Raw genomic sequence first — 12,416 nt, 5'->3', positions numbered from 1 at the left:
ATACACTCCCTTATTCTCGCCTTGCTCAGCACGAAAATTCGGCGAACCAAACTTATGATTTCTCTTTTTAGAAGAGATACTTTCAACTGAACGAGATGTTTATGTATGAATGAAGAATTATTTGCTGAATATCAGGACAAATTTACCTGTAAATTTCCGAAAGCGGTCGAGCTGTTCCCCGATTTATTAAACGATGCCGTGTCGAAATTATCGCCACAAGGGGTCGAGGCCTATTTAGAAGGAGCGAACTTCCTTTGTAAAATCGGCCAAGGCGTTGAACCGGTATTGGTGTTTATGGAAGTGATGCCGGACATCGCCTCTCACTTTGGTCAAGGCACCAATAAAATGATTGCCAATTACAGCTATCTGCTGGCACGAAGCCCCAACAAAAAAGCCTTGATTCCGTTTTTATCAACGCTTGGCCATGTTTGCCGACGCATTGACCGAACTGAAGATTTAGAGCTGTATCTGCAAATTATCGATGAATATGTCGAAAAGACGCAGACGGTTATCCACGGTCATCACTCTTTGTATGAGAGCCCGGGAATGGTTGCTCTGTTAGAGTCCATGCCACAACTGATTTCCAAACTGTGTCTCAACGGTATCCGTAACTTCATCGATTATGGGGCGCGCAATTACCTGAATGCACCGGAAGAACAGATTGCTTACTTTAAATTGGAGTCGCATGACGCCAAAAGCATTATCACCCGCGAGCGCAAAGGCACCACGTTCAAAGACGTTGAACGTCATATGGACATGTTGAAAGAGTGCATGTGGGACTGCGATTTGCCTTTCCAAACCTTTGCAACGGCTTTTGACCAATTGCGCAAGCCGGTGCCTTATCTGGATGACGACATCATTGCGGTACCGGATGTTTATGACGCAGAAAATGGCGTGTCGGGTACCGACCGCTATCGAGCCACGGTGGCACATATGATGGCACATAAAAAATGGTCCGGACAGCTGATGGCGGATAACTATGCGCCCCATATGCAATTGTTTATCTCGATATTTGAAGACTGTCGTGTTGAACACCTGGCGATTCAACGTTATCCAGGTCTGAAAAAATTGTTCTTATCCTTGCACCCTTACCCTGAAAAAGGTGCCTGTGACGATCAGAAAATGTCGTGTCTGCGCTATCGTGCAACGCGTATGTCTCGCGCCTTGTTGGATGAGGACTTTGACCCTCAGAATGAATTGTTGGAAAGTTTCCGTGAGCGCTTTCATACAATCATGGCTGAAAAAGGTGAAGAGTCGACCACTGCGGATATGGCCGATTTGGGTATCGACTTCTATGTCAAAACTCGTAAGCAGTCTTCGGACAGCCAACCAACGGTATTCTTTGATGATACCGAAGTGTCTTACCGCGACGATAACCGTTATATCTGGTTCTACTACGAAGAGTATGATGAGTCAGACGAAATCATGCCGAACGAGTATGAGAACGAAGAGCCGAAAATCGACAATGAAGGTGGGCTACCGCCACGTCATTACGATGAATGGGATTATATCTCCGAAGGCTATCGGCCAGATTGGACCACCGTTTACGAGCGTCTGCATCCATCCGGACAAGCCAGTAAAATCGATCGCTTAATGGAAAAACACAGTGACTTGGCCAATCGTCTGAAAAAGATGATTGAAATGCTTAAGCCACAGAACAAAAAGCGTATTCGTTTTCAGGAAGAAGGCGAAGAGTTGGATCTGGACGTGGCGATTCGTTCCATCATCGATTTCAAAAGCGGGTCCGCCCCCGATCCACGTATCAACTACAGCCACACCACCGACAGTCGCAACATTGCGGTCATGCTTTTGGTGGATACCTCTCAATCGTTGAATGAACGTAATCCGGAAACGGGCCAGACGTTGTTGGAACTTTCCGAGGAAGCTTTGGCGATTACCGCCTGGACCGTTGAGCAGTTAGGCGATAAATTTGCAATTGCCGGTTTCTGTTCCGACACCCGCCATGAAGTGCGCTATCAGCACATTAAAGGTTATTCGGAAGGTTATAACGATGAGGTGAAAGCACGGATTGCCGGATTGGAAGCGTCCTTTTCGACCCGAATGGGCGCGGCCATGCGTCATGCCGCACATTATCTTGAAGCGCAAAAAGCGGAGAAAAAGTTAATGCTGGTGTTAACCGATGGGGAACCGGCGGACATTGATTCAAAAGACCCGCAAACATTGATTCAGGATACCCATAAGGCGGTCGAAGAATTGCAGGGGCAAGGCATTTATTCCTACTGCATCACACTTGACCCGAACGCAGATGAATATGTCTCGGATATCTTCGGCAATCAATATACGGTGATAGACCATGTGGATAAATTGCCGGAGCAATTGCCGCAAGTCTTTATGAAGCTGACAAACTAAAGGCTCTAGGAAATTTCTATGAAGTCAACCATGAAAGTGCGTTCGACGTTTGATTTTCGGGGCGAAACCTTTTGCTATGAATCAGATGTCGATTTACCCCCTTATATTGATGATATCGACCTGTTTTTACAACAGCTCCCCAGTCGAATCGCCCAACAGAATCAACTGGACGTCATCTCTTATAAATTTGAGATGCTGGAATCGAGTGAAATCGAAGTCATTCATTTCGATTCTCGTATTGATGCCGCTGAAATAGTATTACCCATGCCGGTTGAAGCGTTTCTTGAACGCTATCAACAAATTGGATCGGATGCGTATTTACAGGACATCGCCCAAAAGCATCAGCTTAACTGGAATGATAAAACAGCTAAAGCATTGAAAGCCGCTTATCGATTAGGAAAATCACAACAACCGAAAGCCACCCCGCCAATTAACCATCCTTGGTTTTGACTTTCCCGCGATAAATTCAGATCAGTTTTTATCCGTTACTGGATATTATCGGTATAATTCCATCTTTTGAAGAAGCTTGTATTGTCTTAACCACGACCAAAACTTCTCCAAAAGGATAATTATGTGCGACAAATGCGACTGTAACAGCCCGATTGAACAACTGTTACAAAACAACGTAGAATGGGTGGACGAAGTGAATGCCGAGCGCCCCCACTTCTTCGAAACCCTCTCCCACCAACAAAAACCCGAATATTTGTGGATTGGCTGCTCCGATAGCCGCGTGCCCGCCAACCAACTGGTCAAAATGGACCCAGGCACGATTTTCGTACACCGCAACATCGCCAATCTGGTGAACTCCAGCGACATGAATGTGCTGTCGGTCATCCAATACGCCGTCGAAATCCTGAAGGTCAAACACATTATCGTCAATGGCCATTACGGCTGTGGCGGAGTGATCGCCTCAATGGAAGAAGGCAACCCCAGCTTGATTGACCATTGGGTACGTCCGATTCGAAAATACTACCAACGCAAGCAAACCGAGCTGGATGCATTGCCTTATGAAGAACGCGTCAATCGTTTGTGTGAAATCAATGTCGCGGAGCAGGTGCGTAATATCTGCCATGTTCCGGCGGTACGGAAAGCCTGGAAAAAAGGCCAGTCCCTCGCGGTGCACGGTTTTATCTACAACATCAAAGACGGGCGCTTGAAGAACCTGGACATCAGTGTCGACAATCTGGACGCGGCCGAACAAGCCGTTGTACGCGCAACGGCTGATTAAAACTTAAACGGCAATCCCTCTTTACCTCTCAGGAAGGTCTGCATCAACCCTTGATGCAGTCTCCACTTCAATCACGTTGCCTGGACTATTTGATCGAGTCGCACAAAGGACTGTGCGGCCAGTCCACACCGGATATTAGCACATCAGCATATTAGCAATATTTTTCATAACCAAACACAATGCCAACATATAAAAGAATGATTTTTTTACCGCCGCCCCCGCCTCTATAATGCCTTCTCAAATCACGATTGAGAAGACGAATACATGCTACGCACACTTGCCCTCACGCCATTACCCAAAGCTGCCGTCTGGTGGTTATTGCTGCCTTTGCTGGCGGTCAGCCTCTGGTTATCGGAAAACCACTTATCTTTATTCCTGGTTGGCGCCCTGCTGGGTGCCAGCTTAAACTATTTCCAATTCGGTTTCCGCACCTGCTCCCATCAACTGTTAACACAAGGCCGCACCCTCGGCGTTCGCGCCGTATTATGGATGCTGGCGTTCACCAGTGTGTTGTTTTTTCTGCTCTTGAGCCTGGGGGAATTTAACGGGCTGGCGTTACAGGGATTCGTGCAACCATTAAGCCTTTCCGTCGTCGCCGGTGCCTTCCTATTCGGTATCGGCATGCAGCTGGCCAACGGCTGCACTTCCGGCACCTTCAACAAAATGGGACAGTTACAGCCGTTATCCCTGACCAGTTTTTTCTTTCTGTTGATCGGCGGCACGCTGGCCGCTTACCACAGTGAATTCTGGCGCGCCGTACCGGCACTGCAACCGGTTTCAATGCTACAGTCCTTCGGTTTAATACAAGGCTTGGTATTGCAACTGGGCTTTATCGGTGTGTTGTACTGGCTGGCAATCTTAAAGGAAAAGAATCATTTTGACGAACTGTCACGTCTCAATACCTCGGCTTTTTGGAAAATCACCGATTGGCATCCTTGGCTGAAAGCAGGTTTGGTGCTGGCGCTGCTGAATGCGTTTTTACTCATCCTCAGCGGCCAACCTTGGTCGATTGCCAATGTGTTTCCTTACTGGGGTTTGAAAATCAGTGACGCACTGCAATTGCCACTGGACTGGTCGTTCTGGTCTTACGGCATCACCCATTTCAGCCGCCAGGAAGCGCCGTTGTTGGAAGACACCGTCAGTCTGACCACGCTGGGGTTGATTAGTGGCGCATTGCTGGTCACCTTACTGGCGCGCTCGGCTCGTCAAGAAGCGACCCAGTTCACGCTCAAACCGCATCTGATGGCAATTGTCGGCGGGTTTATTATGGGGTACGGGTCCGTTATCGCGTTCGGTTGCAATATCGGTGCTTTTTTCAGCGGCATTGGTTCCGGCAGTTTACACGGCTGGCTCTGGGCTTTGGCGGCCTTGGCCGGCAACAGCGCAGGCATTTACCTTAAACCGAGATTGTTTAAAGATTAAAAGGGTGCGTGGTCACGACCTGTTCAGAAACAGAATGACCTGAAGGACAGGCCCCCACGCCACACAGGTCACTCATGTCGCACCCGGCACAGACTTTCTGCGCACAACTTTTCAAACAAGCTTGCTGAATCAACGCCTTGGACTCCCGGTCGGACACATGAATGTCCGCACCACACAAGGCACCACTCTGCATCAATTCCAATAATTTGTCCCAATCCAAGTCGATGGAGACCCGTGCATTTGGCTCAACGGTTCGGTTCATCGTCTCACTCCCAAAAAAGTTAATGATAACAATTATCATTTTATTTATTGCGCGCTAAAAGTCAATTTAATCACGTTTGTCATTCATATCAGCCGCCAAAGGCCATGCAAACGAATGGCTTCAAAATACTCAAAAACCGCCAGGCCTGGCGGTTTTCAGGGAAATTCGGACATAAAAAAACCGCCGGAAAAATTCTTTTCCGGCGGTCACATAAGATGCCTTCCTCACATCAACAAGGCACCCATCGGCTCACTCGTGTCGGGGTTCGATTAATGAAAGTCGATTTCACCATCCGTCAATCCGACATGAACGGTGTCACCCGCAGCGAACTCCCCTTTCAACAAACGTTGCGCCAACGGGTTTTCCACCAATTGTTGCACCGCACGTTTCAAAGGTCGCGCCCCATAGACCGGATCGAAACCGGCTTCGCCGATTTTATCCAGCACACTGCCAGCGATTTCCAATTGCAAATCGTTGTCCGCCAAACGCGCACGCAGATGATTCAACTGAATATCGGCAATCGCACGAATTTGTGCCTGATCCAATGGGTGGAACACGACAATGTCATCAATCCGGTTAATGAATTCCGGACGGAAATGGCTGCCGACCACTTCCATGACATCCTGCTTCATTTCATCGTAAGTCGCGGTGGCGGCTTTTTCCTGAATGATATGCGACCCTAGGTTGGACGTCATCACAATCACCGTATTTTTGAAGTCCACCGTACGCCCTTGCCCATCGGTCAAACGACCGTCGTCCAGCACTTGCAGCAGGATATTGAACACATCCGGGTGCGCTTTTTCCACCTCATCCAGCAAAATCACCGAATACGGTTTACGGCGCACCGCTTCAGTCAGATAACCGCCCTGTTCATAACCGACATACCCCGGAGGCGCCCCAATCAAGCGGGCCACGGAATGCTTCTCCATAAACTCCGACATGTCCAAACGCACAATGGCGTCTTGGGTGTCGAACAGGAAATCGGCCAAGGCTTTGGTCAACTCGGTTTTCCCGACCCCGGTCGGCCCAAGGAACAGGAAAGAACCGTTCGGACGGTTCGGATCCGACAAACCGGCGCGGGAACGACGAATCGCATCCGACACGGCCGACACGGCTTCCTGCTGCCCGATGACTTTCGCGCCCAGCGCTTCTTCCATGCGCAGCAACTTATCGCGCTCGCCTTCCAGCATTCTGGAAATCGGAATACCGGTCCAACGCGCCACCACTTCGGCAATTTCTTCCTCCGTGACCTTATTGCGCAATAAATGCACTTGACCTTCCGCTTCGTTTTCCGCTTCTTCCGCCGCTTTGATTTTGGCTTCCAAATCCGGAATCACGCCGTATTGCAACTCGGACATGCGGCCCAGGTTCCCTTCACGGTGCGCCGCGTCCATTTCGATACGGGCTTTATCAAGTTCTTCTTTATACTGCTTGGCCCCTTGCAAGGCAGCCTTGTCTTTTTTCCAGATTTCTTCGAGATCGGCGTATTCTTTTTCCATCTCGTCGATGGATTCCTGCAAGACAGTCAAGCGTTTTTTAGACGCGTCATCTTTTTCCTTTTTCAGAGCTTCACGCTCGATTTTCAACTGAATCAAGCGACGGTCAAGTTTATCCATCTCTTCCGGCTTGGAGTCGATTTCCATACGGATGCGCGACGCGGCTTCATCAATCAAGTCGATGGCTTTATCCGGCAGTTGTCGATCGGTGATGTAACGTTGCGACAAATGCGCCGCGGCGATAATCGCCGGGTCAGTAATCGCCACACCGTGGTGCACTTCGTAACGCTCTTTCAGACCACGCAGAATCGCAATGGTGTCTTCTTCGCTCGGTTCGTCCACAATCACTTTTTGGAAACGACGTTCCAACGCGGCGTCTTTTTCGATATTTTCACGGTATTCGTCCAAGGTGGTGGCGCCGATACAGTGTAATTCCCCACGGGCCAACGCCGGTTTCAACATGTTTCCGGCGTCCATCGACCCTTCGGTTTTCCCGGCGCCGACCATGGTATGGATTTCGTCGATAAACAGAATGACGGAGCCTTCCTGTTTTTCCAGATCCTTCAACAAAGCTTTCAGGCGTTCTTCGAACTCACCGCGATATTTGGCACCCGCCAGCAAACCGGCCAAGTCCAACGACAGCAGTTTTTTGTTTTTCAGACCTTCCGGGACTTCACCGTTCACAATCCGTTGTGCCAAGCCTTCCACGATGGCGGTTTTACCGACACCCGGCTCCCCGATCAACACCGGATTGTTTTTGGTACGGCGCTGCAACACCTGAACGGCACGGCGAATCTCGTCATCACGACCGATGACCGGGTCCAGCTTACCGCTACGCGCACGCTCGGTTAAATCCAAAGTGTACTTATCCAACGCTTGTCTGTTTTCTTCCGCATTCGGGTCCTGCACGGTTTCGCCTCCTCTTACTTGGTCAATGGCCGCTTCGATATTCTGTTCCGTGGCACCGGCCTGCTTCAGCAAATCCTTAATCGAGTCGTTGGACTGCAAAGCGGCTAAATAAAATAATTCACTGGCAATATAGGCATCGCCTTTTTGTTGTGCGATTTGATTCATTAAATTGAGCAGACGTCCGCTGTTTTGCGACAATTGCACATCGCCACCGTGTCCGGACACTTTCGGCAGGCCTGGCAGTTTTTCATCTACGGACGTTTTAAGCTTCGTCACATCCACACCGGCCAGCTGCAACAAAGACGCCTGCTCGGCCAGCAGTGCCGATAGAATATGTAGCGGTTCAATAAACTGATTCCCCAGACCGAGCGCCATGGATTGTGCCTGCCCCAGAACAGACTGGAACTGAGATGTAAACTTATCCATCATTCTTAAGATTCTCCTTAAACTAACCTTGTCTAAGCCGTTAACCTGCAAGGATTATTGATCTAAACTAAAGATATGGACAAAAAAAACATTTTCAAGTGAAAAAGGGAAATATTAAGGTTAAAGTTAAGTTCATATCGTATATCATATTGATATATCAAAAAATAAATAATACTAAATAAAATTACGCAACCCTGACACTAAGGCACTTCTGGCGTTTATCCCTGCTGATGCATGCAAACGCAAAAGGAGTGGAGATTTACAGGCCCCATAAATGGCAACCCAAAAGACCGAACACCAGACCGAACACCCGGATTTTGAAACACTTTTCGACAATTTGGCCGACGGCGTTTATCTGCTGGAACCGAAAACATCCAATATTCTCTGGTGCAATCGCGCCGCTTATGAAGACCTCGGCTTTGAAAAACATGAAGTCCTGAATCATTCCGTACTTTCCTTGCAAAAAGATGTCGTCGGTCAGCCACAATGGGATGAAATTGCCCAAGTTATCCAAGCCCACAAAACCTATACTTTCGTTGGCCGTCATCTCCATAAAAACGGCGGCGAAATTGCGGTTGAAATCAACACCACCCACTTTGAACACCAAGGCCAAACTTATTTTCTATCCATCGCCCGCAACGTTAACAAACGCCTGGCGCTGGAAAAAGACCTGCAAACCAAAGAGAACAGTATCTGGTTTGCTCTGAATGAAGCCTCGGACGGTCTTTGGGAGTGGGAAGTGGACACCGGTTATGTGTTCTTCAGTCCGCAGCTGAAAAAAATGCTCGGTTACGGCCCGAACGAAATGGAGCCCGTCATTGAAACCTGGACCCGCAATGTCCACCCGGACGACCTGCAAATGGTCATGCAGGTCATGCAGGATTATCACCAAGGCTTGCGCGGCGTCTACGAAGTGGAGTACCGCCTCCGCAACCGAAACGGCCATTATCTGTGGGTACATGACCGGGGCAAAGTTTGCCAACGCGGTGATGACGGCAAACCGCTCCGCATGGTGGGCATGGTACAAAACATCACCGAACGCAAACAACTGCAATTCCAACTGGAAGCCTTGGCGGCCAATGACTTCCTCACCCAGTTGCCGAACCGGCGGGAAGGCGAAAATCAGGCACAACGCCACTTGGCGCTGTCGAAACGCAATAAGATGCCGCTGAGTCTCGCCGTCGTGGATTTCGACGACTTCAAAAGCATCAATGACATGCACGGCCACCAAAAGGGCGACGAAGCCATTGTCTTCGGTGGCCAGCTCCTTCAGCAAGCCATTCGCAGCTCCGATTACATTTATCGCTGGGGAGGAGAAGAGTTCGTCATTATCTTCCCCAACACCAAATTGGAAGACACCGAAGTCATTGCCGAGAAACTGCGCCAGGCATTTGAAAGCGCGGACTGGCCCAGCATCGGCATTCTACCGTTCACCTTGAGTATCGGCCTGGCCGGTTATCCGGGCAACGGTGACACTTTCGAAGACATCATCGCCCAAGCCGACAAGGCGGTTTATGCCGCCAAGGAAAACGGGCGCAATCAAACCATTTTAGCCAACGAACTGTCTCAAGCTTAAACTATGGATCACGTTTTTTTCGTTCTCTCAAAAGTCGCCTGGGCGCTGCTTAGCCCAAGCAACCTGATTATCATATTAATGATTATCGGAATCCTTTTCTTGCTGTTCAACCAAATCCGAACCGCCAAAAAAATCCTGTTACCCACCGGCTTGATTGCGTTGATTATTTTAGCCTTCCCGGTCGGCGACCTGTTAATCCAGCCACTGGAAAAACGCTTCGCCACGCCTAATCCTATGCCAGCCAAAATCGACGGCATTCTGGTCCTGGGCGGCGGCGAAGATTTAAAACGCAGCTTAAGCTGGCAAACCCCGGAACTCGGTTTGGGCGGCGACCGCTACATCGCTGCCAAACAGATGGCCACCCGTTACCCGGAGGCTCCCGTCATCTTCACCGGCGGCAGTGGCTCGCTCCAATTACAAAACCAATCGGAAAAAGAAGGCGGCCTGGCGCGCCAATTACTCACGGCGCTGGATATTGCACCGAATCGAATCATTATCGAATCCGACTCGCGCAACACCTATGAGAACTTCCGAAACGTTCACCCTTTACTGCCGAAACCCGATGGACGCTACCTGCTCATTACCTCCGCGTTTCACATGCCACGCGCCGTCGGAATCGCCAACAAACAAGGCATCCACGTCATCGCTTATCCGGTCGATTTCCGCTCCAACAGCGACGAATACCGAAAAATCGACTTAGACTTTTTCGACCACTTAAAATCATTGGAACCCGCATGGAAAGAATGGATTGGCCTAACGGCCTATTACTGGACAGGGAAAAGTTCGGACTGGTTCCCCAAACCCAAAGCGCCCGAATCCAACGCATCCGAATAAGGAACACACATGCACCACGACATCGCCCAACTGGAACCACTGCAGACCTATAAAATGCTGGTCGGCGGTATCATTCCCCGCCCCATCGCTTGGGTCAGCACCCTCAGCGCACAAGGCACAGATAACATCGCCCCCTATTCGTTTTTCAGCGTTGCCAGCGTCACTCCGCCGGTGCTCACCATTACCCACGTGATGCCGCAAACCCAACAGGAAAAAGACACCTTACGAAACCTGAAAGAAACCGGTGACGCCGTGGTCAATATCGTCAGCGCCGAGATGGCCGACAAAATGAACGCCTCCTGCGCCGCCCTACCACCGGAAACCAGCGAATTCACCGCCGCCGACATTCCCGCTTGCGACAGCGAAAAAGTCCGCGCCAAGAGCGTCGCCAACGCGCCGGTGCGCTACGAATGCAAACTACGCGAACTTCTACCAATTTCCGACCAACCCACCGGCGGCACGCTGATCCTGCTCGACGTGGTCAATATTTTTATCGACGACGCCATCGTTCAGGACGGCATGATACAAGCCGACCAACTCGATGCCATCGGCAAACTCGGCGGCGACCTCTACTCCACCACACGAGATCGGTTTGCATTAGCTCGCCCCTGAGCTCAAACCAGCCCTTTCAAATACAAAAAAACCGCCAGGCCTGGCGGTTTTTGAATTATGTTTTTTTGTTGATGCCAATTAAGGCTAATGCGGTCGTAATTTAATGCGCATAGGCTTTATGTGAAAGGTACAAGGCCAAGGCCACCAACATAATCGCCAATGAGTAATACAGCAACTCCAGCGGGGCCGTCGGCTTTAAGAACAGAGCCTGTTCAAAGAACATGACAATCAGAATCAGCAAAATGACTTTCGCCAGTTTGTCTTTCAAGTCGTCCAACGACTTGATCATCAAAATCTTGCTGGCACTTTTTGCGCCTTCGGCTTCGTCGATTTTGGAGATGAAGAGCTCATACAAGCCCAACGAGAAAATCAACATAATCGCTCCCAACAGGAAGCCGTCCACCGAACCGACCACATGAGCGACGGTTTGCGATTTCAGCTCGGCGCGCTCCATATCGGTCAATTCATGATAATGCGTCAAATGCGCCAAGGTGTAGTAGACATCAATCGAGGTCATGTAGAAAATGCCGAACGCCATCAACAAACTGGCGATGACCGCGAACAGCACCACAAACCGGCTATTCCATAGAAAACTTTCAAAGTATTTTTCGCTTTTGCCCTGCGTTTCCGGCGGGCAGGCCTGGGCGTTTTCCGATGTTTCGGGCGTAACACTCATGGTTCAATCCTCTTTTTCCAAGGTTTCAATCGTGAGATTGTGGTTGGTGTAAATACATAAATCGGCCGCGATGTTCAGAGATTTCTCTACCACGTCACGCGCCGACAATTCGGTGTTTTGCATCAAGGCCTGAGCCGCGGAATGCGCATAGTTTCCGCCGGAACCGATGGCGATGAAGTCGTGCGCCGGTTCGATGACATCACCGGTGCCGGAAATCAACAGCATGTTATCGGCATCCGCCACCAGCATCATGGCTTCCAACTTACGCAAGGCACGGTCGGTACGCCAGTCTTTGGCCATTTCCACGGCGGCGCGCATCAACTGGCCATTGTGCGTCTGCAACTTGCCCTCAAAACGTTCGAACAAGGTGAACGCATCGGCCGTCGCGCCGGCAAAACCGGACAGGATTTTACCGTTGTACAGGCGGCGCACCTTGCGGGCATTGCCCTTCATCACAACGTGCCCCAACGTCACTTGGCCATCGCCGCCAATGACCATCTGGCCATCGCGTTTGGCGCATAAAATCGTGGTTCCGTGAAAAGTCTGTTCACTCATCGTCTTCTTTCCATTCGCTTGACTGAATTTGGCTGCCGTTCAGAGCGCCA

11 protein-coding genes are annotated in these 12,416 nt (G+C 50.0%); 7 read left to right on the top strand and 4 right to left on the bottom strand.

Annotated elements, in window-relative coordinates; translation table 11 throughout:
- Positions 1-105 precede the first annotated feature (105 nt).
- The 4 genes from EPV75_RS02740 to EPV75_RS02725 all read left to right on the top strand — a co-directional run bounded on the left by EPV75_RS02740 (position 106) and on the right by EPV75_RS02725 (position 5,020).
- Positions 106-2,370 carry a nitric oxide reductase activation protein NorD gene (locus EPV75_RS02740; RefSeq protein WP_128384385.1) on the top strand — a complete coding sequence of 755 codons (2,265 nt, stop codon included), beginning with the start codon at positions 106-108 and terminating at the stop codon, positions 2,368-2,370.
- Between the two features lie 30 nt (positions 2,371-2,400).
- On the top strand, positions 2,401-2,820 hold the full coding sequence (locus EPV75_RS02735) for a hypothetical protein (protein ID WP_128384384.1): 420 nt from the start codon (positions 2,401-2,403) through the stop codon (positions 2,818-2,820).
- 121 nt (positions 2,821-2,941) lie between these two features.
- Positions 2,942-3,598 carry a carbonic anhydrase gene (locus tag EPV75_RS02730; protein WP_128384383.1) on the top strand — a complete coding sequence of 219 codons (657 nt, stop codon included), beginning with the start codon at positions 2,942-2,944 and terminating at the stop codon, positions 3,596-3,598.
- A gap of 264 nt (positions 3,599-3,862) precedes the next feature.
- Entirely contained in the window at positions 3,863-5,020 is a 1,158-nt protein-coding gene (locus EPV75_RS02725; protein WP_128384382.1) for a YeeE/YedE family protein, read from the top strand.
- Here EPV75_RS02725 and EPV75_RS02720 read toward each other — a convergent pair.
- Together EPV75_RS02720 and clpB are read right to left on the bottom strand one after the other, a co-directional pair.
- Positions 5,010-5,282, bottom strand: a complete 273-nt coding sequence (locus EPV75_RS02720; RefSeq protein ID WP_128384381.1) for a hypothetical protein — start codon at positions 5,280-5,282, stop codon at positions 5,010-5,012. The genes EPV75_RS02725 and EPV75_RS02720 overlap by 11 nt on opposite strands.
- Positions 5,283-5,551: 269 nt before the next feature.
- Entirely contained in the window at positions 5,552-8,116 is a 2,565-nt protein-coding gene (clpB, locus tag EPV75_RS02715) for an ATP-dependent chaperone ClpB (RefSeq protein ID WP_128384380.1), read from the bottom strand.
- 271 nt (positions 8,117-8,387) lie between these two features.
- Here clpB and EPV75_RS02710 point away from each other — a divergent pair, with 271 nt between their 5' ends.
- From EPV75_RS02710 to EPV75_RS02700, 3 genes are all read left to right on the top strand, one after another.
- A complete protein-coding gene (locus EPV75_RS02710; RefSeq protein WP_128384379.1) occupies positions 8,388-9,689 on the top strand; it encodes a sensor domain-containing diguanylate cyclase in 1,302 nt (433 codons plus the stop codon).
- A gap of 78 nt (positions 9,690-9,767) precedes the next feature.
- A complete protein-coding gene (locus tag EPV75_RS02705) occupies positions 9,768-10,523 on the top strand; it encodes a YdcF family protein (protein WP_318779050.1) in 756 nt (251 codons plus the stop codon).
- Between the two features lie 9 nt (positions 10,524-10,532).
- Positions 10,533-11,135, top strand: a complete 603-nt coding sequence (locus EPV75_RS02700; RefSeq protein ID WP_128384377.1) for a flavin reductase family protein — start codon at positions 10,533-10,535, stop codon at positions 11,133-11,135.
- 100 nt (positions 11,136-11,235) lie between these two features.
- Here the strand turns inward: EPV75_RS02700 and EPV75_RS02695 are convergent, their stop codons facing one another.
- Together EPV75_RS02695 and hslV are read right to left on the bottom strand one after the other, a co-directional pair.
- The gene (locus EPV75_RS02695; RefSeq protein ID WP_082672032.1) at positions 11,236-11,811 is read right to left on the bottom strand and encodes a YqhA family protein; all 576 of its coding nucleotides are present in this window, start codon (positions 11,809-11,811) and stop codon (positions 11,236-11,238) included.
- A 3-nt stretch (positions 11,812-11,814) separates the two neighbouring features.
- Complete coding sequence (gene hslV / locus EPV75_RS02690; RefSeq protein ID WP_029939691.1) at positions 11,815-12,366, bottom strand: ATP-dependent protease subunit HslV; 552 nt, start codon at positions 12,364-12,366, stop codon at positions 11,815-11,817.
- Between the last annotated feature and the right edge of the window lie 50 nt (positions 12,367-12,416).

This window comes from Hydrogenovibrio thermophilus (assembly GCF_004028275.1).
GTDB classification, from domain to species: domain Bacteria; phylum Pseudomonadota; class Gammaproteobacteria; order Thiomicrospirales; family Thiomicrospiraceae; genus Hydrogenovibrio; species Hydrogenovibrio thermophilus.
This window is presented reverse-complemented; position numbering and strand designations above follow the sequence as displayed.

What these genes read in the sequence shown, in the direction of transcription:
- EPV75_RS02740 (WP_128384385.1), top strand. Translation starts at nt 106, where the DNA reads ATGAATGAAGAATTATTTGCTGAATATCAGGACAAATTTACCTGTAAA.
- EPV75_RS02735 (WP_128384384.1), top strand. Translation starts at nt 2,401, where the DNA reads ATGAAAGTGCGTTCGACGTTTGATTTTCGGGGCGAAACCTTTTGCTAT.
- EPV75_RS02730 (WP_128384383.1), top strand. Translation starts at nt 2,942, where the DNA reads ATGTGCGACAAATGCGACTGTAACAGCCCGATTGAACAACTGTTACAA.
- EPV75_RS02725 (WP_128384382.1), top strand. Translation starts at nt 3,863, where the DNA reads ATGCTACGCACACTTGCCCTCACGCCATTACCCAAAGCTGCCGTCTGG.
- EPV75_RS02720 (WP_128384381.1), bottom strand. Translation starts at nt 5,282, where the DNA reads ATGAACCGAACCGTTGAGCCAAATGCACGGGTCTCCATCGACTTGGAT.
- clpB (WP_128384380.1), bottom strand. Translation starts at nt 8,116, where the DNA reads ATGATGGATAAGTTTACATCTCAGTTCCAGTCTGTTCTGGGGCAGGCA.
- EPV75_RS02710 (WP_128384379.1), top strand. Translation starts at nt 8,388, where the DNA reads ATGGCAACCCAAAAGACCGAACACCAGACCGAACACCCGGATTTTGAA.
- EPV75_RS02705 (WP_318779050.1), top strand. Translation starts at nt 9,768, where the DNA reads ATGATTATCGGAATCCTTTTCTTGCTGTTCAACCAAATCCGAACCGCC.
- EPV75_RS02700 (WP_128384377.1), top strand. Translation starts at nt 10,533, where the DNA reads ATGCACCACGACATCGCCCAACTGGAACCACTGCAGACCTATAAAATG.
- EPV75_RS02695 (WP_082672032.1), bottom strand. Translation starts at nt 11,811, where the DNA reads ATGAGTGTTACGCCCGAAACATCGGAAAACGCCCAGGCCTGCCCGCCG.
- hslV (WP_029939691.1), bottom strand. Translation starts at nt 12,366, where the DNA reads ATGAGTGAACAGACTTTTCACGGAACCACGATTTTATGCGCCAAACGC.